Genomic DNA, 26,426 nt, shown 5'->3' on the forward strand with positions numbered 1-26,426 from the left:
CGTGTGGAACACCGGCTTGACGAACCGACGCCGGGCACAGCCGGACGCCCGGGCCGTCCACCACGGCCCGGGCGTCCGGTTTCTCCCCGCCAGTCAGCTCAGCGATACCCGGCAGCCACGATGTTCGCCTGCACCGCGTTCTCTGTCGCATCGGACGGATAACCGGCGACCATCGCCCCTTCGTAGAACGTCCCCGCGCTCAGGTTCGCACCCCCACCAGGCTTGCAGCAGTCACCGCCGCTGCCCAGCACGATCGCGCCCTGCTTCTTCATCGGGCTGTAGCCGTTCGGGAGGTTTCCGTCCCACAGCGTCGTCAAGCTGCCGGACTGGGCGTCGCTGCCCTTCAGCGCGAACCGCGACGTGCCGTTGTTCTTCAGCACCGCCGTGACGAACTTGCTGCCGAACGCCCGCTGGTTCGGGTTCCACGACTGGCTGCCGCCGGGGTACAGCCCCCACTCGAGGTCGGCCTGCACCCACGGGCCGGTGCCGGAGCAGCCGCCGAACCAGCACTCCTTGCCGAAGTTGATCGCGTCCATGGCGCCGGCGGCGTCGGCCTTGCGGGTCGTTTCGCTGTTGCCGTAGTCGAAGCAGCAGCCGCTGTTGACGTGCGTCCCGCTGGTCACCATGTACATGCCCTCGGGCGCGCTGCCGGTGGGCACGCCGGTCGCGTGGCCGTCGCGCCAGTAGCTGTTGCCCGGGTTGATGTACAGGGAATAGGCCTTCCGGCTGCCGATCGTGAGCGACTCCGTGGTCGACTTCGCCGGGCTGCTCTGGCTGGATCCCGGCACCACGCTCGACCCCTGGTACCACAGGTCGTTCCCCCGGCCGGACTGGTCGTAGACCACCGTTGTGACGCAGGAAGTGTTCGCGCAGAAGGAATCCTGGCCCGTGGCGTCGGCCGCCCCACCCGCCGCCACGACGCCGATGTTGCGGGTCGTGTTGTCGGACGCGCGCCGGACCTGGTACAGGTTTCCGGCGTAGGAACCGTAGAGCGCGCGGACCGTGCTGTGCGCGGCGATGCACGGCGTGCCGCCCGAAGCGTAGATGTCGCACGGGCCCGCGCCGGTCGGTGGCGGGGTGTTCGTGGTCCACCGCTGGTTGCTCTGGCCGTGGCACGTCCAGAGGATGACCGCGGTCCCGTTCGCCGTCCCAGCCCCGTTGACGTCGAGGCACAGCCCCGACTGGACGCCGGTGATCGTGCCGTCGGAGTTCTGCCGCCACTGCTGGTTCGCCCCGCCGGTGCAGGACCAGATGATCACCGCCGTCCCGGGTGCGGTCTGGTTGCCGTAGGCGTCCACGCACCGCGTCCCGCTCATCGCCCGCAGTTCCCCGGCGGAGGTGAACTCGAAGGCCTGGCTCGCCTGGCCGGTGCAGTCCCGGATCTCCAGCGCCGTGCCCGGCGTGTCGACGCCGCCCGTCACGTTCAGGCACCGCCCCGACGCCGCGCTCGTGAGGGACGTCGTCGCCGCGGACGCCGATGTGGCGCCGGCCAGCGCGGCCGCCAGCACCGTGGCCACCACCAGGACGGCGCGCACCGGGTTGCCTCGAATGGTCACGAATCCTCCTTCGCGCACTGCGGATCACCCCGCAGGCGATTGTTAGCGCTAACAGTAATCGTCAGGCGGTGGCGCGCAGGATGAGCTTCGTGTCCAGCACGGCACAGCGAGGCGCGGCCGAGCCGCCGAGCATCGCGAGCAGCTCACCCGTCATCCGGGCGCCCATCTCTTCGATCGGCTGGCGGACGGTGGTGAGCGGCGGATCCGTCCGGCGGCCGATCGGCAGGTCGTCGAACCCGATGACGGCCACGTCGCCGGGCACCCGGCGGCCCGCGCGGTGCAGCGCCCGCATCGCGCCGACCGCCATCATGTCGGAGGCGGCGAAGATGGCGTCGACGTGCGGCCTGCGGTCGAGCAGCCGGGTGGTGGCGTGCTCGCCGGAGGCCTGGCCGAAGTCGCCGAACACCACCAGGCCGCGGTCGGCCTGGCCGGCGCCCACCACCGCCTGCCGGTAGCCGAGCAGCCGGTCCACGCCGGCGGTCATGTCCTGCGGGCCGGCGATGGTCGCCACCGTGCGCCGGCCGGCGTCGATGAGGCGCTGGGTGGCCCGCTGCGCGCCACCCCGGTTGTCCACGTCGACGTACGACGAGCAGCCGCCACCCCCGACCGGGCGGCCGCCGAACACCACCGGGATGCCGAGCCAGTCCAGGTCGAGGGGACGGCGGCCGTGCATGCCGACGACGAGTGCCCCGTCGACGTGACCACCGTCGAGGTACCGCACCACCGGGGCCTGGTAGTTCTCCGTCGCCGGCACGGTGAGCAGGACGAGCTGCAGGCCCGCTTCGGTCAGCTCCTTGCCCGCACCGGCCGAGATGCGGGCGAAGAACGGGTCGGCGAACAGCCGCAGCACCTCCTCGCACACGACCAGCGCGACCGACCCGGTCCGGCCCGCGGTCGCCCGCGCGGCTCTCTGCCGGGCGTACCCGAGAGCCGACATCGCCGACTCCACCTGCTTGCGCGTTTTCGGCCGGACCCGCGGAAAGCCGTTGAGCACGCGGGACGCGGTGGCGGTCGACACCCCCGCCTCCCGCGCGACATCGGCCAGGGTCGGACGGAGCTGAGGCAACTCGACGGACGACACGTTCGCTCTCCCAAGACGTCTTTGTCTCTGCAGGGCTCGATCGAGGATACCGCCGGGTAGCGGCTTTTCAGGCGCGCTGGACCCGGAATCGCTGGTTGGCCCCTCCGGTGGACGTCCACTGGGAGATCCGCGCGCCGTCGGCGGTCGAGGCGCCCCAGACGTCCATCGTCAGTCCGCTCAGGCGGTTGACCAGGCTGACGACACCGCCACCCAGGTCGGTCACGCGCCACTGCTGGGCGGCGGCACCGGAGTCCGGCTGCTGGCTGATGTCCGCGCCGGTGCCCGAACCGGCCACCTGGAGCACCAGCCCGCTGTGGCGGGCCCGGATGCGGTAGTACCCGTCACCGGAGTCGAGGAAGTCGAACTGCTGGTTCTGCCCGCCGGTGGCCGGCCACTGCTGCAGCAGGGCGCCGGCCGCGGTGGAGACGCCGCTGACGTCCAGGAGCTTGCCGCTGTGCTCGGCGGTCAGGGTGTAGTTCACCCCGACCTGCACCGGCGGCCCGGGCGGCGGGGTCGACGAATCGAACTGCGTGATGAACTTCCACACCTCGCCCGAGGTCCAGGTCTGCCAGCCGCTGCAGGTGCACCCGTCGCGCGGGCCGGGGTCGTGGCCGCCGTCGAACGCGGCCCAGACCACCGGGTAGCCGGCCCGGCAGCCGGAGTAGGCGGTGACGATGTGGGTGTGGCTCCCGCTCGATGGCTCCGGCGGGTTCTGCGGCGTGCACCCGTTGTTGCGGACGAACTGGTCACGCAGTGACCGTCCGGACGCGATGGGCAGGACGTTGTCCCCGATGCCGTGCATGCCGATGTAGGCGACCGGCTGGGTGCCACCGCTGCAGCCGCTGAGGTTCGCGCCGGAGTAGACGGCGACCGCGCGGAAGACCGTCGGCCGCGCACAGGCGAGCGCGTAGCTCATGGCGGCGCCGTAGCTGAAGCCGCCCGCGAAAACCTGCGAGGTGTCGACGCACAACGCCGTTTCGAGCTGCCTCAGCAGGTCGTCGATGAACGTGACGTCCTGGCCGCCCGGGTTGGCCCAGCCGTTGCCGTTGCCCTGGGGCGCCACGAAGATCGTGGTGTTGCCCGCGGTGTCCGCGAGCCGCCGGAGGCCGTAGTAGGACCAGTTGTAGCCGTCGGTCCCGCCGGAGTCGACGTCGTTGGCCGTGCCACCGCGCCAGTGCAGCCCGACGAACAGCCGGTACGGGTGGCTGTTGTCGTAGTTCGCCGGCACCCGCAGGATGTAGCTGCGGTTCTGGCCGCCGCTGGAGATGGTGTGATTGCCGCTCGCCAAGCCGGGCGCGGTCCCGCAGCCCGCGGTACCCGCGGCGGCGGCCGACGGCGCGGCGGGAACGGCGGCTTGAGCGGTGCCGATCCCGGGCGTCATCAACAGCGCCCCGATCGCGGCGGACGCGAACAGCCGTCTGAGCTTCATCGCAGCAGTTCCTTCCACTGGTCAGTTCCGGGTCCATTGCTGGGTGGTTCCGTGGGTGCAGGTCCCCAGCCGCACGGCGGTGCCGTTCGCGGTCGCGCCCGCGGCGAGCTCCAGGCAGAGCCCGGACTGCGCCCCGGTGATGGTGCCGTCGGAACCGATCTGCCACTTCTGGTTGGTCCCGCCGTGGCAGGCCCAGATGATCGCGGCCGTGCCGGACGAGGTCCCGGCGCCCTCGGCGTCCAGGCAGCGCAGCGAGCCGCCGGAATAGACGGTCAGCTCCCCGGCCGCGGTGGCCGTCCAAGTCTGGTTCGTACCGCCGTGGCAGTCCCAGACCTGCAGGCGCGTGCCCTGGGTGGTCGACTGGCCCGGCACGTCCAGGCACCGGCCCGCGCCCACCGACCGCACCGGCGCGCCGGTGGTCGTGCTCCCGCCGCTGTCGAGGCCGAGGAAGGAGATGGCGTACGCGATCATCCCGGCCTGCGGCAGGGTGTGCCCGGTGCCCGCGATCGTGATGCCCTCGACCGGCGCCTGGGTGCCGGTGCCGCCGTAGCGGTTCCGGGTCCACGACGACTGCGGGTGGTCGGTGGCCGACGGCGTCTGGCCCAGCCCGCGCAACGCGGTCCACTGCTTGATCTCTTCGCCGTAGTTCGGGTACGCCAGGGTGGTGTCCTGGTCCCCGTGCCACAGCTGCATCCGCGGGTAGCTGCCGGCGTAGCCCGGGTACATGGCGTGGGCTTGGTCGGCCCACTGCTGCGCGGACTTGATGACGTTGCCGCCCGAGCACTGGCTGTTCCAGAGCGAACCGTCGGTGGTCGCGAAACAGCCGGCCGGCACGCCGGAGAACGCGGCCCCGGCGGCGAAGACGTCCGGGTATTCGGCGGCCAGGACGTTCGTCATCATGGCCCCCGAGGAGAAGCCGCTGACCACGATCCGGCCCGGGTCGACGTTGTAGTGCTGGCGGGTCCAGGCCACCATCGCCATGATGCCGGTGGAGTCGCTGCCGCCGTCGCGCGTCAGGCCCGCTTTCGTGGACACGTCGAAGCAGTGCCCGTCCCGGGTCGCCTCGGGCACGACGACGAGGTAGCCGTAGCGGTCGGCCGCCGTCGCATAGTCGTGCCCGTTGCCGTTGAAGATCGCGCTCGCCGAACCGCTGCAGTAGTGCACCAGCACGAGCAGGGCCGGCTTGGGTGCCACGTGGTCCGGCACGTACAGGTACATGCCGAGGTTGGTGGGGTTGGCGCCGAACCCGGTGATGCGGGTCAGCGTGGCGGCCTCGGCCGGCCGGGCGGCCGCGAACACCACGGTGAGCGGCAAGAGGAGAAGGAACGCGAGGGCGCCGGCAAAGCCGCGCCGTCGAGCCCGCCTGCCGCCGGTGCCTCGCTTGCCGTACGTCTTGAATGAGTCATTCAGGTCTTCGGAGGTCCTGAATGACTCATTCAAGACACTGGCGGAACGCCCCGGAGCCCTGCGGAGAAGGAGGGTGAGCAGACGTCTCATCGCAGGCTCCACTGCTGGTTGGCCTGGCCGCCGCAGGACCAGAGGATGATTTTCGTGCCGTTGGCCGTGCCCTGGGCGTTCGCGTCGAGGCACAGCCCCGACTGGACGCCGGTGATGGTGCCGTTGGTGTTGACGTTCCACTGCTGGTTCACCTGGCTGTGGCAGTCCCAGATGATGACCTGCGTGCCGTTGGCCGTGCCCTGCCCGGACGCGTCCAGGCACTTGTTCCCGTAGACCACCAGCTGCTTGCCGCTGGTGTAGGTCCACTGCTGGTTGGCGGCCTGGCTGCCGCAGTCGCGCAGCTGCACCTGGGTCCCGTTGGCCGTCGAGGAGTTCGGTACCTCCACGCACCGGCCGGACTGCGTCCCCACGATCTGCTTGCCCGAGGCCGGGGTGCCCGGCTGGCCGACGCCTGAGCCGGTGAAGTGCACCCAGTTGACGTTGAACAGGTAGGCGGCTCCGCCCTGGCCGGCGGGGTTGCGGGCCACGAAGTAGAGCTTCCCGGTACCGGTGGGCGGGCTCGCCAGGCTGACGGCGAAGTCCTGCCAGTTCTGCCAGCCGCCGGTGCCGGTGATCGGCACCGAGGCGACCAGTGCGCCGTCCGGCGCGTTGCGGCGCACCTCGAGCGTGCCGCCGGAGCCGCCCGAAGACGCCCGGACGCTCAGACCGGTGATGTTGTCCAGGGCGATCGGGTCGAAGGACCACCAGTCGCCGTCCTGGACGAACGCCGCGCTGCTGCCGCCGCCCATCGGGTCGGTCGCGGCCTCCACGGTGACGCCCGCGGTGTCGGTGCCCTTCCCGTCCGCGGTGCGGCCGGTGGCGGTGAAGAACTCGGCCTGCTTCACCTTCGGTTGCAGGATCACCTGGGCGCGGCCGGTGATCGGGCCCGATCCGCCGGCGCCGCCCTTGTCCGTGTAGGACGCTTCGACGACGTAGAAGATGTTGTCGTTTTCGTTGTGCCCCGAGGAAAGCGTGGTCTGCACCTCGGCGGTGCAGCCGTGGTACTGGTCGAGCGGGTGCCCGTGCTCGTCGTGGCCGAGGTAGGCCTGGACGGTCACCTGCGAGCAGTCGATCGTCCCGTCCTCGGGATCGGTGACCGTGACGGCGAAGTTCACTTTGTCGCCCCACTCGAACAGCCCGCCGGCCGGTGGATCGGTGATGGTGACCGTCGGCGCCGTGTTGCCCGCGGTGATCGCGACGCTCGCGGTCCCGGTGGCCCCGGCCGAGTTCGTCACGGTGAGCACGGCGGTGTAGTTGCCCGCGGCGTAGGTGTGGCTCGGGTTCGCCGCGGTGGACGTGGTGCCGTCCCCGAAGTTCCAGCTGTAACGCAACGTGGAGCCGCCCGGGTCGGCCGAGCCGGCGCTGGAGAAGTTCACGGTGAGCGGGGCGGGCCCGCTGGTGCGGTCCGCGGCGGCCTTCGCGACCGGCGCGGCGGAGCCGCCACCGAGGTAGTCGACCCGGTCGATGGACGCGTCGCTGTTCCCGCCGCCGTACCCGGTGCCCCATTCGATGACGTAGAGCGCGCCGTCCGGGCCGAACTTGAAGTCCATCGGCCGGTTGAACTTCACCGACGGCAGCAGCGGGTCGATCGAGGTGACGTTCGTGCCGCCGCTGTCGAGCTGGAAGGTGTACATCGAGCTGGTGTTCCACTCGGCGAAGACCGCCCGGCCGTCGAAGTCCACGGGCCACTTGCGGGTGGAGGCGAGGTCCGGGTCGTACCGGTAGACCGGGCCTGCCATCGGCGCGCCACCGGAGAGCTGCGGGAAGTGCGCCGGGTCGGCGGTGTAGTGGTAGTACACCTGCGCCGGGATGGCCGGCGGCAGCTTGGTCAGGCCGGTGTTGTTCGGCGAGCTGTTGGTCGGGCCGCCCGCGCAGTCGAACTTCGCGCCGGAGGTGCCGGTGGCGAAGTCGTACTGGTTGTAGGCCAGGTTCGGGCCGATGCAGAACGGCCAGCCGGCGTTGCCGGGCTTGCTGACGACGTCCCACTCCACGGTGTTCTCCGGCCCGCGGTTCGCGTTGGCCGACCCGGCGTCCGGGCCGTAGTTGGCGACCAGCGGGTAGCCGGTCTTCGGGTCGAGGCCCATCCGGAACGGGTTGCGCTCACCCATCGTGTAGATCTCCGGGCGGGTGTTCGCCGTGCCGGGTGCGAACAGGTTGCCCGACGGGATCGTGTAGGTGCCGTTCGTCTCCGGGTGGATCCGCAGGACCTTGCCGGACAGGCTGTTGGTGTTGCCCGCGGTGCGTTCGGCGTCCCAGTACGCCCGCCCGGAACGCCGGTCGAGCGGGCTGTAGCCGTCCGAGGCGAAGGGGTTGGTGTTGTCACCCGGCGACAGCCACAGGTTCCCGTTCTTCTTGTCGATGACCATGCCCGCGCCGTGGTGGCAGCATTCGGCGCGCTGCACCGGCACGTCCAGCACGACCTTCTCGGTCGACCGGTCGATGGTGTCGCCGGTGACGGTGAAGCGGCTCAGCCGGTCGACGTTGCCGGCGCTGTTCGGCGAGTAGTAGACGTACACCCATTGGTTCGTCGCGAAACCCGGGTCCACCGCGATGTTGAGCCCGCCGGACTCGTTGGCCGTGAAGACGTCGAGGTGCGTGGAAAGGACCGTGGTGCCGTTCGGCTTGACGACCTTCACGTCCCCGAGCCGGTCGATGTAGAAGACCCGCCCGTCCGGGGCCACGTCGAGCGCCATCGGGTTGGCCGTTTCGGTGTGCAGGGTGACCTTCTGGAACTTCGAGTCCGGCGGCAGCGCCGCCGCGGCGGCCGGTGCGGCGGCGTTCACGGGGGTCGCGAGCACCGGGACCAGCGCGGCGGCCAGTACCCCGGCCACCGCCAGCGCGCCGCGGCGCAGCGCGGAAAATCCGGACATGACAGGTCTCCTCGAGGCAGCCGGGGGTGGGACGGGGTCAGCGCAGGGTCCACTGCTGGTTGGCCTGCCCACCGCAGGACCACAGGATGATCTTCGTGCCGTTGGCCGTACCGCGGCCGGAGGCGTCCAGGCACAGGTTCGACTGGACGCCGGTAATCGTGTTCGCGTTAACATTCCACTGCTGATTGGACTGCCCGGTGCAGTCCCAGATGATCACCGGGGTGCCGTTGGCCGTGCCGCGGCCGGAGGCGTCCAGGCACTTGTTGCCGTACACCGTCAGCTGCTTGCCCGCGGTGTAGGTCCACGTCTGGTTCGCCTGGCCCGCCACGCAGTCCCGCAGCTGCACCTGCGTCCCGTTCGCCGTCGAAGCGTTCGGCACCTCCACGCACCGGCCCGACTGCGCGCCCACGATCTGCTTGCCCGACGGCGGCGGCGTGGTGGCGACCGAACAGTCGGCGGGGACCGCCCCGGCCGCGGTCCGGATCCCGCCCAGCAGCAGGTGCAGGAAGTTCGGTTCGCTGAAGCTTTCGATCGTGTGGCCCATGCCGGTGTACCAGGCACGGCCGCCGTCGAAGTCGTGGCACCACGTCATGGGGTGGTCCGCGCCCATCGTGGCGCCCGAGTAGCTCGATTCGTCCACAGTGGTCAGAACGTGGACCGAGGGACGCGGGTTGGCCCGGAAGTCGTACCACTCGTCGTAGCGGGTGTACTGGGCCGGCAGCCCTTGCGTGGACGGGTGGTTCGCGTCTTCGACCTTGACGAGCGCGTTCTGCTGCGCCGGGTGCTGCTTGAAGTAGGCCCCGACGAGCTGGCCGTACCAGGTCCAGTCGTAGCCGCTGTCGGACGCGGCGTGGATGCCGGCGAAGCCGCCGCCGTGCTCGATGTAGCGCCGGAAGGCGTCCTTCCCGGCCTGCGTGCCGACCGGGTCGCCGGTCGTGGACAGGAAGACCACGGCGGCGTACGGGGCCAGGCCGGCGTCGGTGAACACCGCGTCGTCCTCGGTGGCGTCCACCGCGAAGTCGTTCTGCTGGCCCAGTTGCCGGATCGCGGCGATCCCGGCCGGGATGGAGTCGTGCCGGAATCCGGTGGTCTTGGAGAACACCAGCACTTTGAAGGCCGCCGCGTTCGCGGTGGGAACGGGCGCCGCGAACGCCAGGATCAGTGCGGCGAGCGGGAAAACCACGCGGAGAGCACGGGACAGCGTCGTCACGGGTACTCCTCTTCAGGAGCGCGAGGAGCGTGCGGGGTGCGCGCTCCGGAATCGTTCAGCTACCGACCGAACGGGTAAGAGCCAAGATAAGAGTGCTTGGCGGCAAAGGTCAATGCTCGGTGAAACTTACGCAATCCCGCTGCTGAGTCCACAAAGGAATGAGCACGGCGGTGCCGTGCTCATCGGTCGAAGAGGCGCCGCTGGATCTCCCGCCGGTAGTCCTCCAGGGTGTTGTCGAGGTGGATGGCGGCCGCACGGGCCGCCTCCTCCGGGTCGCCGTCCCGGATCGCCCGGAAGATGGCGGCGTGCTCTTCGACGGCGTCGGACGCGTGGCCGCCGACCGCGCCGGACATCCCGATGATGTTCGTCTGGCGTTGCAGGCGGCGGGCTTCGCGCACGGCAGCGACGAGGAACTGGTTGTGGGACGCGGTGGCGATCGCGAGGTGGAAGTCGTCGTCGCCGCGGTCGAACAGCGCGCTCTGGCCGGTCAGGTGGCCGTGACGGCAGGTCTCGGCGGCGGTCTCGATCGCACGCAGCTCGACCGGGGTGGCGTTCGTCGCCGCCAGCCGGCCGGCCGCGGTCTCCTGGACCCGGCGGAATTCGAAAAGCATGTAGACGTGGTCGAGGTCGGCGGGCAGGAAGAAGCCGCCCCAGCGGGAAGCGCCGAGCATGCCCTCGTCGTCGGACACATACAGCCCACGCCCCTTGTGCGCTCGCACCCGGCCGATCGCCGAGAGGATCTTGACGGCCTCCCGCACCACGGTCCGGCTGGTTCCCATCCGCGCCGCCAGCTCGACCTCCGTCGGCATCCGGTCACCGGGTTTCAGTTCCAGCTCGGCGATCAGCTGCAGGATCTGCTCGGCCACCACTTCGTAGCCGGGCCGGTACGGGGCAGGCGGTGCGGTCTCCTCGTCACGAGTCACCCGATGAGTATGACTCACCGGGCTCCGGCCAGTGACTGTACCTCGCCGCCCTGCCGTGCGGTCAACACCGGCGAGAGCCGGAATGAAACTTACATACGTTCCCACAGGTGAAAGTGTCGAAGGCGAACACCGGGCCGGCACACCTCTTGACGGCGGTCACCCGATGACCTCGTATGAGTCGTACACATCCTTCCCTCGACCTGTCCGATCCACTGTGGACCGTCGAGCGGCACGATCCCGTCCCCGGAGAGGTTCCCACCATGCCGCCGCGCACCGGTTCCGCGGCCGCCGCACTCGTCACCGCGCTTCTGGTGACCGCGGTGGCCGCGCCGCCCGCCCACGCCGCGACCGTCACCATCGCCGTGGCACCCACGGGTGACGACGCCAACCCCGGTACCCCCGAGCAGCCGGTCGCCACCCCGGCGAAGGCCCAGCAGCTGGCCCGCGCCCAGTCGGGCGCCTCCGACGTGGTCGTGCAGCTCGCCGGTGGCACCTATCGGCTTTCCGCCCCGCTGAAGTTCACCGGTGCCGACTCGGGGCAGAACGGCCACACCGTCACCTGGCAGGCCGCGGCCGGCCACGCGCCGATCCTCTCCGGCGGCACCCAGGTCACCGGCTGGGCGGTGCAGGACGCCGGCCAGAACATCTGGGCGGCCGCCGTGCCGCAGGGCACCGACTCGCGGCAGCTGTTCGTGGACGGGGCGCTGGCGCCGCGCGCGGCGATCCCGATCTCGCGCGGCGACGTGCAGATCACCACCAGCGGCATGACCATCGTGAACTCCGCGCTGAACTACCTGGCGACGTTGCCGCGGCAGAACCGGATCGAGGTGGAGAGCCAGAACTCCTTCACCGACCGCTACTCCCCCGTCGACCACGTCAGCGGCACCTCGATCGTCATGCAGCAACCCGCGTGGAACAACAACAACTGGGGCTACGACACCCTCGCCAAACCCTTCGGCGGCGGCCAGCTGTTCCTGGAGAACTCCTACTCGTTCCTCAAGAACGCCGGCCAGTGGTACCTGGACCCGCAGGCCGGTCAGCTCTACTACAAGGCACCGGCGGGCTGGGTGCCCGGCGACCACGACGTCGAGCTCCCCCGGCTGACGTCGCTGCTGCAGATCAGCGGCACGTACGACAGTCCGGTGCGGGGAATCACGTTCCAGGGCCTGCACTTCGAGCACACGACGTGGCTCACGCCGGGCACTTCGGTCGGCTACGCCAACCAGCAGAGCGGCACGTTCCTCCCCGCCGCGGCGCCGATGCCGGGCGACTTCCTGAGCTCGTGCCAGTCGGGCTGCCCGCTGTTCGAAGGGGCCCGCAACGGCTGGGCGCAGGCCCCGGCCGCCGTGCAGGTCTCGGCCGCCACCGGGATCACCTTCAGCGGCAACACCTTCAGCCACCTCGGGCAGGTGGCGCTGGGTATCGGCAACGACGCGAACGCCCACGCGTCCGGGATCGGCCTCGGGGCGTCGTCGATCGTCGTGGACCGGAACACCTTCACCGAGAACTCGGGCGCGGGCATCGTCGTCGGCGGCGTGCGGCCGGACGCCCACCACCCCTCGAACGCGGCGATGACCAACCGCGACATCACGCTGTCGGGCAACACGGTCAGCCGGGTCGCCCTCGACTACCGGGAAATGGCCGGCATCCTGTCGACCTACGTCACGCACGCCGTGATCACGCACAACGACGTGGCGAACCTGACCTACGACGGCATCGACGTCGGCTGGGGCTGGGGCGCGAACGACCCGGGCGGCAGCCAGGACTACCGCAACCGCGGTCTCTACAACTACCAGCCCGTGTACTCCACCCCGACGACGTTGCGGGACACCGTCGTCAGCTACAACCGGGTGCACGGCACCAAGAAGCTCATGCACGACGGCGGCAGCATCTACAACCTCTCCGCCAACCCCGGCAGCTCCATAGACCACAACCACGTCTTCGACAACAACCACACCGTCGGCCTGTACCTCGACGAGGGCTCCCGCTACGTTTCCCTGTCGGCCAACGTGATCCAGGACTCCGGCGTGTGGGCCTTCACCAACGCCGGCGGCAGCAACAACACCAGCGACAGCACCTTCAGCGGCAACTGGTACAACGGCGGCGCGACGAACGTGGCCACCGGGCCGCCGCACAACAACGTCCTGAGCGGCAACGTCCAGGTGAGCGGCACCAACTGGCCTTCGGGCGCGCAGCAGGTCATCGCCGCCGCGGGCCCGGGCGGCACCGGGACGGCCGCGAGCCCGGTGCGCGCGGCCGGGGCGGGCAAGTGCCTGGACGTCAACGGCGCGAGCACCACCCCCGGCGCCCAGGTGCAGATCTGGGACTGCAACGGCGGTGCCAACCAGTCCTGGACCCGGACCACCGCGGGCGAGCTGACCGTCTACGGCGGCGACAGCACCCGCTGCCTGGACGCCTCCGGCCAGGGCACCACCCCTGGCACCAAGGTCGTCACCTGGACCTGCAACGGCGGCGCGAACCAGCGCTGGCAGGTCACTTCGGCCGGCACCATCACCGGTGTCCAATCAGGACTGTGCCTCGAGGTGACCGGCAGCGGTACCGCCAACGGCACCGCCGTCCGGCTCTGGACGTGCACCGGGCAAGCCAATCAGAAGTGGACCTTCGGCTGACCGATTCGAGGAGAACCATGAGAATCCGGCTCATCGCGGCCGCGACCGCCCTGTTCCTGAGCGCGTTCCTCCCGGGCACCCCGGCGGCCGCCGAATCCAACGGCGGGGTCCGGGTCATGCCGCTGGGCGACTCCATCACCGAAGGCACCCAGGTCCCCGGCGGGTACCGGATCGGGCTGTGGCAACGCCTGAGCGCGGGCGGCTACCAGGTCGACTTCACCGGCTCGCAGTACAACGGGCCGGCCGCCCTCGGCGACCACGACCACGAGGGCCACCCGGGCTGGCGCATCGACCAGATCGACGCGAACGTCGTCACCTGGCTGCGCAACACCGGCTCGCACACGGTCCTGCTGCACATCGGCACCAACGACATCCTGCAGAACTACGACGTCGGCCGCGCGCCCGCCCGGCTGTCCGGATTGATCGACCACATCACCGCGACCGCACCGGACGCCGAGGTCTTCGTCGCCACGATCATCCCGCTCGCCAACGCCGGGCAGGAGTCCGCGGCCCGCACGTTCAACTCCGCGATCCCCGGCATCGTGGCGAACAACCAGAACGCCGGCAAGCACGTACATCTGGTCGACATGCACTCGGCGCTGACCACCGGCGACCTGACCGACGGCATCCACCCCACGGCCACCGGCTACGACAAGATGGCCGCCACCTGGTTCAGCGCGCTGAAGGCCGTGCCCGGGAGCATCGGCAACCCCGGGACGTCCGCGGCGCGGCAGATCGTCGGCGCGCAGTCGGGCCGGTGCGTGGACGCCGCGAGCGCGGCCAACGGGACCCAGGTACGGCTGCAGGACTGCGGCGGGCAGGCCGGCCAGGCGTGGACCCGGTCCGGCCAGACGCTGACCGTCGGCGGGACGAAGTGCCTCGACGCGTCCGGCCACGGGACCACGAACGGCACCCCGGTGATCGTCTGGGACTGCCACGGGCAGACCAACCAGCAGTGGACCGTCGCCGCGAACGGCACGATCACCGGCGTCCAGTCGGGACTCTGCCTCGACGCGTACGGGCAGGGCACCGCCAACGGCACCCAGCTGGTCCTCTGGACCTGCAGCGGGCAGGCGAACCAGCAGTGGACACTGCGCTAGGAGGCACGACATGGCCCGGGTGCTGATCCTGACCGGGGACGCCGCCGAGGAACTCGACTCGATGTACCCGATCTTCCGCCTGCGCGAAGGCGGCCACGAGGCGGTCGTGGCCGCGCCCACGACGCGCCCGGTGCACCTCGTGGTCCACGACTTCGAGCCCGGGTGGGACGCCTACACCGAGAAGCCGGGGCACCTGCTCCCGGTCGACCTGGCGTTCGCCGACGTGGACCCCGGCGATTTCGACGCGCTCGTGATCCCCGGCGGCCGCGCCCCGGAGTACCTGCGGACCGACCCGGAGGTGGCCCGGATCGTCCCGCCCTTCTTCGAGCGCGACCTCCCGGTCGGCACGATCTGCCACGGCGCCCAGGTCCCGGCGGCGCTGGGTCTCCTCCGCGGCCGCACCACGGCCGCCTTCCCGCCCCTGAAGCCGGACGTGGAGCAGGCGGGCGCCACGTTCGCCGACGCACCCGACGTCGTCGACGGCACGATGGTGTCCTGCCGCGGCTGGCCCGACCTGCCCGAGTGGTCCCGCGCTTTCCTCCGGCTGCTCGAGAAGGCGAGCCCGGCTTAGGCCGTGTCCGTCACCCCTCGGCCCCGTCGCAGGGCACTTCCGCCCACACGGTCTTGCCGCCGCTCGCGCGGTGTTCCCGCACGCCCCAGGCGGCGGCGAGCTTGGCCACGATCTGCATGCCCCGGCCACCGGGCGTGTCCGCCGACGGAGTCACGACGACCGGGTGCTCCAGGCAGTTGTCCTCCACCTCGATCCGGACCCGGCACGGCCGCGCGGTGCGGCTCATCCGGACCTGCACCGGCCCCTTGCCGTGGTCGTAGGCGTTGGTCACCAGCTCGGTGGCCACCAGCAGCACGTCCCCCAGGTGGTCGTCGCCGACGTGGGCCAGCGCGCGGGACGCCCACCGCCGGATGCCCACGAGCGCCGGGGCGGTGGTGCCCCGCAGGTCCATCGCCCACGGCGCCGGGGCGCCGCGCTCGCCGTCCGTTTCGGGCATGGGGACACCACCCCTCCCCGGGGCTCGCCGTCCTCGCTGGTGAAGACGTCCGCACCTCAGCCATTCCCCGCAGAGCGCCGGCTCAACCATCGGGGTCAGCCGAAGACGCGCCGCCGGATCTCGCGCCGGTAGTCCTCGAGGGTGTTGTCGAGGTGGACCGCGGTGGCCCGCGCGGCGGCTTCCGGGTCGCCGTCCCGGATCGCCCGGTGGATCGCGGCGTGCTCGCCGACCGCCTCGGCCGCGTGCCCGCCGACGGTGCCGTGCAGCCCGATCGTGCTGCACTGATGCTGCAGCCGGCGCGCTTCGCGGACGGCCTCCAGGAGGAACCGGTTGTGGGACGCGGCCGCGATGCCGAGGTGGAACTCGTCGTCCCCGCGGTCGAACAGCGCCGCCTCGCCGGTCAGGAGTCCCTGTCGGCAGGTTTCCGCCGCCGCCTCGATCGTCCGCAGCTCGACGGGGGTGGCCCGGGACGCCGCCAGCCGGACGGCGGCCAGCTCCTGGACCCGGCGGAACTCGAACAGCAGGTAGACGTGGTCGAGGTCGGTCGGCAGGAACAGCCCGCCCCAGAACGCCGAGCCGAGCATCCCCTCGTCGTCGGCGACGTAGAGGCCGCGCCCCTTCTGGGCCCGCACCCGGCCGATCGCGGAAAGGATCTTGACCGCCTCGCGCACCACCGTGCGGGAGCTGCCCAGCCGGGCGGCCAGCTCGTTCTCGGTGGGCATGCGGTCGCCCGGCAGCAGCCGGAGCTCGGCGATGAGCCGGAGGATCCGCTCGGCCACGAGCTCGTAGCCCGGCCGGTACGACGGCGCGCCGTCCATCACTCGGCTCCTTCACCCTCGGCGACAATGAAGCATACCTTTGCCGCAGCCCTCGAAGAATAAGTACTACACATTTATCGAGCCGCACCCTCTTGACTCCAGGCAGACAACCGACTCTGATAGACGGCACCCCGCCGACATCGCGCGATGTGTCACACACATAGCCGGATGACGTTGCCTGATCAGGTTGACCCGCGGGCCCCCACGATGGAGTGGAGCAGCTCATGACGACCTCAGCCCCAGGAGCCCGGAGATCACCCCGCCGCCGCCGGTCCGCGGGACTGGTGCTCGGTGTCACGGCCGTCCTCGCCGCGGTCACGGCGTGCGGGAACGGCGGCACCGGCACCGGCGCCCAGAGCGAGTTCCAGCCGGCGCCGCAGACCGGCGGCCCGCTCACCGTGTGGGTCGACTCGACACGGCTGCCCGCCGCGCAGCTGTACCAGAAGCAGCACCCGGCGGTGCAGCTGAACATCGTCACCTACGACGGCGACGCCAACGGCTCGAACTACCTGCAGACCAAGGTGAGCCTGTTCAACCGCACCCGCAGCGGCTGGCCCGACGTCGTGTTCAGCACCCAGAACAACGAGACCTCCTGGGCGGTGCAGGCCGGCTTCACCGCGCCGCTGAACAAGGGGCAGATCCCGGCCGCCATGCTGAGCGGGTGGGCCTCCGGCGCCAACGACCCGTGCACGGTGGACGGCACGCTCTACTGCCTGCGCAACGACCTCGCCCAGACCGTGCTCTGGTACAACGCCTCGCTGATGCGGCAGTGGAACTACCAGGTGCCCAAGACCTGGGAGGAGTACGAAGCGCTGGGCCGGCGCGTCGCCACCGAGCACCCCGGCTACCTGGTCGGCACGGCCGGGGACAGCTTCACCCCGGAGATCTACCTGTGGGCCGGCAAGTGCGGCGCCAACGAGATCACCGGCCCGAAGAAGGTCAAGGTCGTCACCACCAGCCCGGCCTGCACCCGGATGGCCGGACTGCTCGACACGCTGGTCCAGAACAAGACGATGTCCACCAGCAGCGTGTTCAGCTCGGACTTCGACAAGAACTCCGGCCACAAGATCCTCATGCTGCCGGGCCCGTCCTGGTTCGGCGGTTCGATCTTCCAGGAGTCACTGAAGACGCCCAAGGGCCAGATCTCCGTCGCGCCGATGCCCCAGTGGGCGGGCGAAACGGCGCCGTCGGTCGGCAACGTCGGCGGCGGCACCTGGCTGCTGTCCGCGCACAGCGCCAACCTCAAGGACGCCACCGACTTCCTCACCTGGGTGACCACCGCGCCCGACTACCAGGGCCAGGTCGCGCCGGGCTACCCGGCGCACACGACCGCGGCCAAGGCCTGGCTGGCGAAGCAGACCTCCAGCGGTTACTACGCCGGCGACATCACCGCGCCGCTGCAGACGGCGGCCGCGCAGGTGTGGCCCGGCTGGGGTTACGGGCAGTTCAGCCAGGAGGCGATCTGGGCCGCGACAGTCACCCCCGGCCAGACCGCGGGCAAGTCGATCGTCTCCCTCCTCCCCGAATGGCAGAAGGCGATCACCGACCACGCGCGGTCCAACGGCTACGAGGTCGGGCAATGAGCACGGCCACCCGGCCGGCCGCCGCACCGGCCCGGCGGCGGACGCACTGGCCGGGCCGGGCCGGGCACTCCTTCGTCGCCGCCTACGTCGTCCTGCTGGTCGCGTTCGGGGTCGTGCCCACGGTGTACGCCGTGTACTTCGCGTTCACCGACGCGGGCGACCGCTTCGCCGGCCTGTCGAACTTCGTCGAGGCCGCCGAGGACTTCCGGTACCTGCCCGCGGTCGGTCACGTGGCGCTGTACCTGCTGTGCTGGCTGGTTTCGCTGGTGGTGCTCGTCGTCGGGCTGGCCCTGCTGCTGCACCGCCTGAGCTCCCGCGCGGCCGGCACCGCCCTGCGTTTCCTCTACTACATCCCCGGTGCGCTGGCGGGCGCGGCGAGCGTGCTGGTCTGGCTGTTCATGCTGGACCCGTCGGTGAGCCCGGTGAGCTTCCTGCTGCAGGCGTTCGGGTTCGACACCTTCGGCCAGGTCGTCGCGCCCGGGCACCTGCCGGTCCTGTTCACCGTGATCGCGTTCTGGACCGGGGCGGGCGGCTGGATCGTCGTGATGTACGGCGCGCTGAACACTATCTCTCCCAACCTGCTGGAAGCGGCGCGGATCGACGGCGCGGGCGCGTGGCAGACCGCGTGGCGCATCCAGATCCCCCTGCTGCGCAAGTGGATCGTCTACATGGTGATCCTCGCCTTCGCCGGCGGCACCCAGCTGTTCGTCGAACCGCAGCTGCTCTCGCAGGCGAGTGTCGGCGTCGCCGGGCGCGACTACTCGCTCAACCAGCTGTCCTACGATTTCGCGTTCCAGAACAACAACGTGAACACGGCCGCGGCCATCTCGGTCGAGCTGCTGGTGATCAGCGTCGTCGTCGCCGGCGTGTTCGTCGCCCGGTCGGGGTTCTTCGATGCCGAGTAGCCCCGGGCGGAAGCTGCCGAACCCGCTGTCGGTCGTGGTGCTCGCGCTGTTCGTGATCTTCTTCGTGCTGCCGGTGCTGTGGCTGCTGCTGGCCGCCACCAAGACCGACGACCAGCTCGTGCACGGAAACCCGCTGTCGTTCGGCTCGTGGGAGGCGCTCGGGGCGAACTGGACCGCGTTGACCTCCTTCGGGGACAACGCGATCCTCCGGTGGCTGGGCAACTCCGCGACGTACTCGTTCCTCGCGCTCGCGATCACGCTGTGCGTGGCGATCCCGGCCGGCTACGCCCTGGCGATGACCGAGTTCCGCGGTCGGCAGACGCTGCTCGTCGCGACGCTGGTGGTCATGCTGATGCCGAACGCTACGCTGGTGGTGCCGCTGTTCCTCGAGGCGAACGCCGTGCACCTGATCGGTTCGATGTGGTCGATCATCCTGCCGTATTCGTTCTACCCGTTCGGGGTCTACCTGACCTACATCTACTTCAGCACCGCGCTCCCCCGCGACCTGATCGACGCGGCGAGGCTCGACGGCTGCTCGCCGTTCGGCGTGTTCCGCCACATCGCCCTGCCGCTGGCCGCCCCGGTGGTGGCGCTCGTCGGCTTCTTCAGCTTCGTCGCCAACTGGACCAACTACTTCCTGCCCTACGTCCTGCTCCCGGAAAGCGACCAGTTCCCCGTCCAGGTCGGCCTGGGCACCCTGCTCGACGCCGTGCCCCAGTTCAACCCGACCGTCGGCACCGCGGCGGTCCAGCGTCCCGAACTCGCGCTGGCCACCCTGCTCGCGATCACCCCGGTGCTCGTCGTCTTCCTGTTCTCCCAACGTTTCCTGGTAGCCGGGATGCTCGCCGGCGCGACCAAGGAGTGACCGCGATGCCTCCCGTCATCACCGCCTCGGTGCCCCTGCTCGAGCCGCCCGGCTGGGCGCTCGCCGAGCGCGCGCTGTTCGACCTGCTCGACCGCGCCTGGCGCCGGTTCGCCCGCGACTTCACCGATCCGGACGGACGGCTGCGCTACAGCGGCGAGCTGACCACCCGCGACGGCGTGGACGACTTCTACGAGACGTTCTTCAACTGGCCCCAGCTCTACCTGCTCGGCGGCGCCGGCGACCTCCTCGCCGAGTCCGAGCGCCACTGGGAAGGCGTCACCCGGCAGCTGACCGAGCTGGGCATGCTGCACGACGAATACGAACGCGGCTACGACTGGTTCCACCAGGGGGAAAGCCTGCTGCTGCTGTACTTCCTGTGCATGGCCGCGCCCGGGCGGTGGCGGGAGCGGGCGGTGCGGTTCGCGGAACTCTACGTCGATCCCGCGCACGGCAACTACGATCCCGCCCACCGCATCATCCGGCGTCCCCACAACGGCAGCGACCCGGCGCGCGAAGGACTCTTCGACGGCGACTCGTACCCGTGGCTGCCCCGGGAGGCCAGGACGTACGGCTTCCCCCTGGAGTGGCTGGCGCCGGAGGGCTCCGCGATGGGCGAGCAGATGCGCCGGCGGATGGGGACGGGCGACACGGCGGTCAACCTGGCGGCGTCCGGGCTCGTCCTGAACGCCCTGCTGCTGACCGGCGACCCGCGCTACCGCGACTGGCTCGCCGAGTACGTGGGCGCCTGGCGGCACCGCGCGGCGGCCAACGGCGGCATCCTGCCCGACAACGTCGCTCCCGACGGCACGGTGGGCGGCCTGTTGGAGGGCCGCTGGTACAGCGGCCACTACGGCTGGTCGTGGCCGCACGGCTGGTACAGCGTCGGCCACGCCGCCGTCGTCGGCGCGCTGTCGGCCGCGCTCGCGACCGGCGACGACACGTTCACCGACCTGGTGCGCCCGGCGCTGGACGAGATCATCGCCCAGGGCAAGGTCATGACCTTCACCGAAGCGGACTCCAGCCTCGAGACGAAGTGGTCGGTCCAGCTGCGCGAGGACGTCCACACGCCGACGCTGCACGTGCCCTTCCGCCACGACGACCGCGGGTGGTTCGACTACAACCCGATGCTGATGGGCGTCCCGATCGCGCTGTGGCACCACTCGGCTTCGCCTGACGACCGCGAGCGCCTCGAACGCCTGCGCGCCGCGAGCGGCTACGACTGGCGGACCGTGCGGCCCTTCCGCAGCAAGGAAGAGGCCGGTCACGAGGAGCCGTGGTTCGCCTACCTGGCCGGCGACGACCCGAGCTATCCGGAACGGATCCTGGCCGCCGCCCAGGCCCAGGTCCGGCACCGGCTGGCACGGATGGAGCGCTACCGCGGGCAGGACGTCCCCGAAGCCGACATCCACCTGTGGCAGCAGTCCAACCCGGTGGTCACCGAGGCGCTGGTCCAGCTCACATGGGGTGGCCCGCAAGTGGTCTACAACGGTGGTTTGCCGCAGGCCCGGGTGCGGTACTACGACGCGCAGGGGCGGCGGCCGGGTCTCCCTTCGTCGGTGGCGGCTCTGGTGTCCGGGATCGCTCCGGACGCGACTGTGCTCGAACTGGTCAACCTCGATCCGCTGGCGGCACGGTCGGTGGTCGTGCAGGCCGGGGCGTTCGCCGAGCACGACATCCGGACCGCGGAGTACAGCGTGTGCGACGACCCTTCGTGGGTGGGCGATCTCTATGACTACGGTCATGGCGAGCCGGTGGTGACGACGGCGTCGATCATTGTCGGAGGGCCGTGGTTGCGGGTGGAGTTGCCTCCGTCCACCCGCATCCGGCTGTCGCTGGAGCTTGCGCTGCGGGCGCGTCCGGCGTCATACGCGACTCCGTTCGACGAATAGCCGGGTGCCTCGGGGCTCCGGCGAAGTCGTGGCCGCGCGGTCTGCCCAGGGTCGCGGAGATGTCATGAAGGGGTCGTTCATGACGTCTGGCGACAGGGCTCCGGCAAAGTCGCGCGGCCAGGCCACTCCGCCGCCGGTAACCCGCTCGCCCCACGTCCTGAATGACTCATTCAGGTCTTCGGACGTCCTGAATGACTCATTCAAGACGCCGGCGCACCGCTGCGCGCCGCACCGACCCGACTTTGCCGGGCCCCTGACGTCTGGCGAGGTGAACGACCCTTTCATGACGTGCGAGCGGCCGGTCGGGTGCCTCCCGGGCCCGGCAAAGTCGCGCGGCCAAGCCACTCTGCCGCCGGTTGCCCGCTCGCCCCACGTCCTGAATGACTCATTCAGGTCTTCGGACGTCCTGAATGAGTCATTCAAGACGTTGGCGCACCGCCGCGGACTGCGACACGGCGCCAGGCATCACATGTCTAAGGTCTCAATTACCGCAATCCCCGTCGAAATCGTAGAATACTTTCCCCCGAACTCAAGATTCATCATACGAATGCTAAGATCTCGCCAATCGATGCCCGAGGAGTGCCATGGCGAGGTCCCTGACCGACGAAGCGATCGACCGGATCCGCGAATTCGTCCGGTCCGGCCGCTTTCCCGCGGGCGCCAAGCTGCCTCCCGAGCACGAACTCGCCACCGAGCTGGGCATCTCCCGCAGTCCCACCCGCGAAGCGGTCAAGGCGCTGGCACTGGCCCGCGTCCTCGAAGTCCGCCGCGGCGACGGCACCTACGTCACGAGCCTCGCCCCCGGCCTCCTGCTCGAAGGCCTCGGCAGCGCGGTGGCGCTCATGCAGGGCGGCACCGTGCTGGAACTGACCGAGGTGCGCCGCCTCCTGGAACCCGCCGCCACCGGGCTCGCCGCGACCCGGATCACCGACGCCCAGCTCGCGACCGTGGCCGAACTGCTCGACGCGATGCAGGAAGCCGTCGAGGACGTCGAACGGCTCACCGTGCTCGATGCCGCCTTCCACCGCGAAGTGGTCACCGCGGCGGGGAACGAAACCCTGACGGCGCTGCTGGACGGCATCTCCTCGCGGACGCTGCGGGCGCGGATCTGGCGCGGCACCATCGACCGCGGCGTGACGCACGAGACCCTGTCCCAGCACAAGGCGATCCACGACGCGCTGGCCGCCCGAGATCCCGCCGTGGCCACCGCCGCCGCGCTGCTGCACGTGGACACCTCCGAACGCTGGCTGCGGGCCCACCTGGCGGACTTCCCGAATCTGGAAGACGGGTAGCCGTCAGGTCTGCCGCTTGCCGCTGGTGATGCGGGACATCACCAGCGCGACCAGGATGATCGTGCCGTTGAGCGCCCCGATCCATTGCGCGGGTACGCCGGCCAGGGTGAGCACGTTCTGGATCATGTACAGCAGCAGGATTCCGGTGAAGGCGCCGAACAGCGTGCCGCGCCCGCCGTTCAGGCTGACGCCGCCGATCACCGCCGCGGCGAAGACGGTGAAGATGTAGCCGTTGCCCTGCGCCGCGGCCACCGACGCGAGCCGGCCCGAGAGAAGCAGGCCGCCGAGCGCGGCCAGGACGCTCGCCGCGATCAGGACGATCCACACCATGCGGTCCGTCCGGATGCCCGCCGCCTTCGCCGCGTCCTCGTTCCCGCCGATCGCGTAGAGGCTGCGGCCCGGCCGGGTCTTCCCGAGCAGGACCACGCCGCCGGCGAACAGGAGCACGCAGATCCAGATCGAGGCCGGGATCCCGGCCCACAGCGTGGTGCCGAGGTACAGCATCGACTCGGGCATGCCGAAGAACGTCTGGCCGCCGGAGATCCCGGTCAGCAGGCCGCGCAGCACGATCAGCATGCCGAGGGTGACCACGAACCCGCTCAGTCCGAAGCGGACGATCAGCAGGGCGTTGAGCGCGCCGACCAGCACCCCGACCAGGAGCACCACGGGCACCGCGGTCCACGACGGCAGGAGCCCGAGGGAATGGCCGCCTTCGATCGTCAGCCAGGCCGCCACGCCGGGAGCCAGGCCGAACGTCGACTCCAGGGAGAGGTCCATCTTGCCGACGACCAGTACCAGGGTCTGGGCGAGCACCAGCAGCGCGATCTCCGACATCGTCTGCAGGATGTTGATCACGTTGTCGTACTGGAGGAACACCGGGTTCACCAGCTGGCCGACCACCGCGATCGCGATGATCCCCGGCACCAGGGCGAAGTCGCGCAGCCTCGCGACGGCGATCCCGCGCGGCGGCCGGGCGGTAGCGGGCTCGGCACGCAGCACGGCAGGGCTATCCGGCATCGAGGTCGACTCCTTCCACGGCGGCCACGACCTCGCGGTCCTGCCAGCCGGCGGGTAGTTCGGCGGTGAGCCTCCCGTGGACCATGACGAGCACGCGGTCGCAGAGGCGCAGGTCGTCCAGCTCGTCCGAAGCGATCAGCACCGCGGTGCCCGCGGCCGCGGCTTCGGCCACCTTGCCGAGGAGGAACTCCTTCGACCGCACATCCACGCCCGCGGTGGGGGTGATCAGCACGAGCACGCGTGGATCGCCGGCGAGCGCGCGGGCCAGGACGACCTTCTGCTGGTTGCCGCCGGAAAGCGCCGACACCGCGAGCTCCGGGCCGGGTGTCTTCACCGCCAGGCGGGTGATCATCGTCCCGGCCAGCCGGTCGCGCAGGGCGGACCGGACGAAGATGCCGGGGCCGAGCCGGTCCAGGACGGACAGGGTGGTGTTGTCCGCGACCGACATCTCCGGGACGAGTCCCTGGCGGTGCCGGTCCTCCGGGACGAAACCGATCCCGGCCGCGAGCGCCGCCGGGACGTCGCCGGGCCGGGGACGGCGCTCCCCGACGGCGATGGTGCCCGAATCGGCCGTCCGCAGGCCGGTCAGCGTCTCGGCGACCTCGGTCTTGCCGCTGCCGCCGGCCCCGGCCAGGCCGACGATCTCCCCTGGCGCGACGTCGAAGGAAACGCCTTCGTAGCCGGGGTCGAGGCTCAAGTCGCGGACCCGCAGCACCGGCGGGGCGCCGGGCCGGACGGAGGAAGCGCGTTCGGCGGACAGGGTGGCGTCTTCCCCGGTCATCGCGGCGACGAGGTCGAGCTTCGGCAATCCGGCGACCGGCGCGGTCAGGACGTGCCGGGCGTCGCGGAAGACCGTGACCGTGTCGCAGATTTCGTAGACCTCCTGCAGGTGGTGGCTGATGAACAGGAACGTCACGCCCTGGCGCTGCAACTCGGCGAGGTGGCCGAACAGCCGGGTGATGGCGCCCCCGTCCAGCTGCGCGGTCGGTTCGTCGAGGATGACGAACCGCGCGCCGAAGGACAGCGCCCGCGCGATCTCGACGAACTGCCGCTGCTCGACGCCGAGCTCGCCCGCGGGCCGGCGGACGTCGACGTCGACCGACCAGCGTTCGAGCAGCTCGGTGGCCGCCCGGCGCACCGCGGACCAGCGGACGAAGCCGCGCCGGGTCTCCTGCCGGTTGAGGAACAGGTTCTCCGCCACCGAAAGATGCGGGATGATCGTCGACTTCTGGTACACGCACGCGACCAGCGCGCGCCACTTGTCCCGATCGGACAGTCCCGGTACCGGCTCGCCGTTCACCAGCAGGGAACCGGAATCCGGCTCGGTCAGGCCGGTGAGGATGGACACGAGGGTCGACTTCCCCGCGCCGTTGCGGCCGACGAGTGCGTGTGTCTGTCCCGTTAGGACGGTCAGGTCGGCGTGGTCCAGCGCGACCGTGGCGCCGTAGCGCTTGACCACCTGCCGCGCTTCGACGACCGGCACGGTGCCCATGTACGCCTCCGTTCAGCTCTTGCTGTTGCCCCACAAGGACTGGTCGTCGACCTTCACGCTGGCGACCGTCCCGAAGGTCGCGCCGTCCGCGGTGACCAGCGGCGCGACCAGCTGGTCTTCCATCAGTCCGTCGCGGACGGCCACGATGGTGCTGTCGTGGTCGGTCCGGCCCGGCACCTGCTTCTTGCCGGCGATGGCGTCCTTGACGTACTGCAGCGCGTACCGGGCGAACAGGTCCGCGGGCTGGGAGACGGTCGCGTCCATCTCCCCCGCCCGGATCTTGGCCAGTTCCTCGGGGATGCCGTCGTTGGAAACGATGAACACGTGCTTCGGATCGGCCGCCGGGACGAGCAGGCCGCGCTGCTTCAGCAGCTGCAGCGTCCCGGAAAGCGCGAAGCTGGACTGCATGTAGACGCCCTTGATGTCCGGGTTCGCCGTCAGCCGGGTCTGCAGTTTCTGGGCCGCGGTCCCGGCGTCCCAGTTGGTGGCTTCGCCGAACACCGTGATGCCGGGGAAGTTCTGCTTCATGCAGTCGTTGAAGGCTTCGGTGCGGTCGCGCCCGTTGATCGAGGCGAGATCCCCTTGCAGCATTACGACTTTGCCGTGGCCGCCGAGCTTCGTGCCGAGGAACCGGCACGCCTTTTCGCCGTAGGCCCGGTTGTCCGCCCGCACGACCATGTAGACGTCGCCCTGGTCCGGGCGGGTGTCGACGGAGACGACCGGGATCTTCTTGGCGGCCAACTGCTGCAGCGTCGGGATGATCGCCGCGGTGTCCTGGGGCGCCATGACGACACCCTTGACACCCTGGCTGATCATCGTCTGCACGTTGGCGGTCAGCGTGGCGACGTCGTTCTGGGAGTTCGTGGTCTTGAGCTCGAACCCGTCCTCGCCGGCGAACCGGGGCACGTACTTGATGTAGGCGTTCCAGAAGTCGGTGTCCGACCGGGGGTAGTCGACGCCGACGACCGTCCCGCCGGTCGCGGAGGTGCCACCGCCACCGCAGCCGGCGAGCACCGCCGCGGTGAGCAGGCCGGCGGCGACGGCGCACAGGGACCGGATCTTCATGACCTCTCCTCGCTGAAAGGGTGGGACACGCGAGTACAAGGGACAGACAACATATGTATGGCTACGCCACGCCCGGTCGATTGTCCAGATGCCCGACTGGCTCGCGAAAAGCCTGGTAGAGACATCATATGTCTGCTACGGTCTACGACAGTTCCGCACCAGTCCGCTGAGTCGACTGAGATGATCGCGGGGGCACC

At 70.4% G+C, this 26,426-nt stretch carries 20 protein-coding genes; 8 read left to right on the forward strand and 12 right to left on the reverse strand.

Annotated elements, in window-relative coordinates:
- Positions 1-98: 98 nt before the first annotated feature.
- The 7 genes from H4696_RS14605 to H4696_RS51240 form a co-directional block, all read right to left on the reverse strand.
- Positions 99-1,556: an arabinofuranosidase catalytic domain-containing protein gene (locus H4696_RS14605; RefSeq protein WP_249026986.1), complete on the reverse strand. Its 1,458-nt coding sequence runs from the start codon at positions 1,554-1,556 to the stop codon at positions 99-101.
- 61 nt (positions 1,557-1,617) lie between these two features.
- The gene (locus H4696_RS14610; RefSeq protein WP_086859707.1) at positions 1,618-2,637 is read right to left on the reverse strand and encodes a LacI family DNA-binding transcriptional regulator; all 1,020 of its coding nucleotides are present in this window, start codon (positions 2,635-2,637) and stop codon (positions 1,618-1,620) included.
- Between the two features lie 67 nt (positions 2,638-2,704).
- The gene (locus H4696_RS14615; RefSeq protein WP_192782312.1) at positions 2,705-4,066 is read right to left on the reverse strand and encodes an RICIN domain-containing protein; all 1,362 of its coding nucleotides are present in this window, start codon (positions 4,064-4,066) and stop codon (positions 2,705-2,707) included.
- Positions 4,067-4,087: 21 nt separating this feature from the next.
- Entirely contained in the window at positions 4,088-5,380 is a 1,293-nt protein-coding gene (locus tag H4696_RS14620) for an extracellular catalytic domain type 1 short-chain-length polyhydroxyalkanoate depolymerase (protein ID WP_086861387.1), read from the reverse strand.
- Between the two features lie 179 nt (positions 5,381-5,559).
- Positions 5,560-8,433: a PQQ-dependent sugar dehydrogenase gene (locus H4696_RS14625; protein WP_086861388.1), complete on the reverse strand. Its 2,874-nt coding sequence runs from the start codon at positions 8,431-8,433 to the stop codon at positions 5,560-5,562.
- Positions 8,434-8,470: 37 nt separating this feature from the next.
- Positions 8,471-9,643: a ThuA domain-containing protein gene (locus H4696_RS51235; protein ID WP_420831499.1), complete on the reverse strand. Its 1,173-nt coding sequence runs from the start codon at positions 9,641-9,643 to the stop codon at positions 8,471-8,473.
- Between the two features lie 179 nt (positions 9,644-9,822).
- Positions 9,823-10,566, reverse strand: coding sequence for a FadR/GntR family transcriptional regulator (locus H4696_RS51240; RefSeq protein WP_249027037.1), 744 nt, complete (start codon positions 10,564-10,566; stop codon positions 9,823-9,825).
- A gap of 260 nt (positions 10,567-10,826) precedes the next feature.
- Here H4696_RS51240 and H4696_RS14640 point away from each other — a divergent pair, with 260 nt between their 5' ends.
- From H4696_RS14640 to H4696_RS14650, 3 genes are read left to right on the forward strand one after another with little or no spacing between them, the layout of a single operon-like run.
- Positions 10,827-13,196, forward strand: a complete 2,370-nt coding sequence (locus H4696_RS14640; protein WP_192782313.1) for an RICIN domain-containing protein — start codon at positions 10,827-10,829, stop codon at positions 13,194-13,196.
- Positions 13,197-13,213: 17 nt separating this feature from the next.
- Positions 13,214-14,296, forward strand: a complete 1,083-nt coding sequence (locus H4696_RS14645; RefSeq protein ID WP_086863369.1) for an RICIN domain-containing protein — start codon at positions 13,214-13,216, stop codon at positions 14,294-14,296.
- 10 nt (positions 14,297-14,306) lie between these two features.
- Positions 14,307-14,867, forward strand: a complete 561-nt coding sequence (locus H4696_RS14650; protein WP_086863368.1) for a DJ-1/PfpI family protein — start codon at positions 14,307-14,309, stop codon at positions 14,865-14,867.
- A gap of 10 nt (positions 14,868-14,877) precedes the next feature.
- On the opposite strand, the gene H4696_RS14655 is transcribed toward H4696_RS14650, so the two are convergent.
- A complete protein-coding gene (locus H4696_RS14655) occupies positions 14,878-15,303 on the reverse strand; it encodes an ATP-binding protein (protein ID WP_086863367.1) in 426 nt (141 codons plus the stop codon).
- A 95-nt stretch (positions 15,304-15,398) separates the two neighbouring features.
- On the reverse strand, positions 15,399-16,121 hold the full coding sequence (locus H4696_RS14660) for a FadR/GntR family transcriptional regulator (RefSeq protein WP_169735107.1): 723 nt from the start codon (positions 16,119-16,121) through the stop codon (positions 15,399-15,401).
- A 224-nt stretch (positions 16,122-16,345) separates the two neighbouring features.
- On the opposite strand from H4696_RS14660, the gene H4696_RS14665 reads away from it, so the two are divergent.
- The 5 genes from H4696_RS14665 to H4696_RS14685 all read left to right on the forward strand — a co-directional run bounded on the left by H4696_RS14665 (position 16,346) and on the right by H4696_RS14685 (position 22,655).
- Entirely contained in the window at positions 16,346-17,704 is a 1,359-nt protein-coding gene (locus tag H4696_RS14665) for an ABC transporter substrate-binding protein (protein ID WP_192782314.1), read from the forward strand.
- On the forward strand, positions 17,701-18,609 hold the full coding sequence (locus H4696_RS14670) for a carbohydrate ABC transporter permease (RefSeq protein ID WP_086862841.1): 909 nt from the start codon (positions 17,701-17,703) through the stop codon (positions 18,607-18,609). The genes H4696_RS14665 and H4696_RS14670 overlap by 4 nt, the downstream gene beginning before the upstream one ends.
- Positions 18,599-19,474, forward strand: a complete 876-nt coding sequence (locus tag H4696_RS14675; RefSeq protein ID WP_086862840.1) for a carbohydrate ABC transporter permease — start codon at positions 18,599-18,601, stop codon at positions 19,472-19,474. The genes H4696_RS14670 and H4696_RS14675 overlap by 11 nt, the downstream gene beginning before the upstream one ends.
- A 5-nt stretch (positions 19,475-19,479) precedes the next feature.
- Positions 19,480-21,363 carry a DUF8034 domain-containing protein gene (locus tag H4696_RS14680; protein ID WP_086862839.1) on the forward strand — a complete coding sequence of 628 codons (1,884 nt, stop codon included), beginning with the start codon at positions 19,480-19,482 and terminating at the stop codon, positions 21,361-21,363.
- A gap of 584 nt (positions 21,364-21,947) precedes the next feature.
- Complete coding sequence (locus tag H4696_RS14685; RefSeq protein WP_086857982.1) at positions 21,948-22,655, forward strand: FadR/GntR family transcriptional regulator; 708 nt, start codon at positions 21,948-21,950, stop codon at positions 22,653-22,655.
- Between the two features lie 3 nt (positions 22,656-22,658).
- Here H4696_RS14685 and H4696_RS14690 read toward each other — a convergent pair whose 3' ends face one another.
- The 3 genes from H4696_RS14690 to H4696_RS14700 are packed head-to-tail and all read right to left on the reverse strand — an operon-like array spanning position 22,659 to position 26,229.
- A complete protein-coding gene (locus tag H4696_RS14690; protein ID WP_086857981.1) occupies positions 22,659-23,672 on the reverse strand; it encodes an ABC transporter permease in 1,014 nt (337 codons plus the stop codon).
- On the reverse strand, positions 23,662-25,164 hold the full coding sequence (locus H4696_RS14695) for a sugar ABC transporter ATP-binding protein (RefSeq protein WP_086857980.1): 1,503 nt from the start codon (positions 25,162-25,164) through the stop codon (positions 23,662-23,664). Before H4696_RS14695 ends, H4696_RS14690 begins: the two co-directional genes overlap by 11 nt.
- Before the next feature lie 12 nt (positions 25,165-25,176).
- Positions 25,177-26,229 (reverse strand): sugar ABC transporter substrate-binding protein, encoded by a 1,053-nt coding sequence (locus H4696_RS14700; RefSeq protein ID WP_086857979.1) that lies wholly within the window; start codon positions 26,227-26,229, stop codon positions 25,177-25,179.
- Positions 26,230-26,426: the final 197 nt, after the last annotated feature.

Source organism: Amycolatopsis lexingtonensis (assembly GCF_014873755.1).
GTDB lineage: Bacteria > Actinomycetota > Actinomycetes > Mycobacteriales > Pseudonocardiaceae > Amycolatopsis > Amycolatopsis lexingtonensis.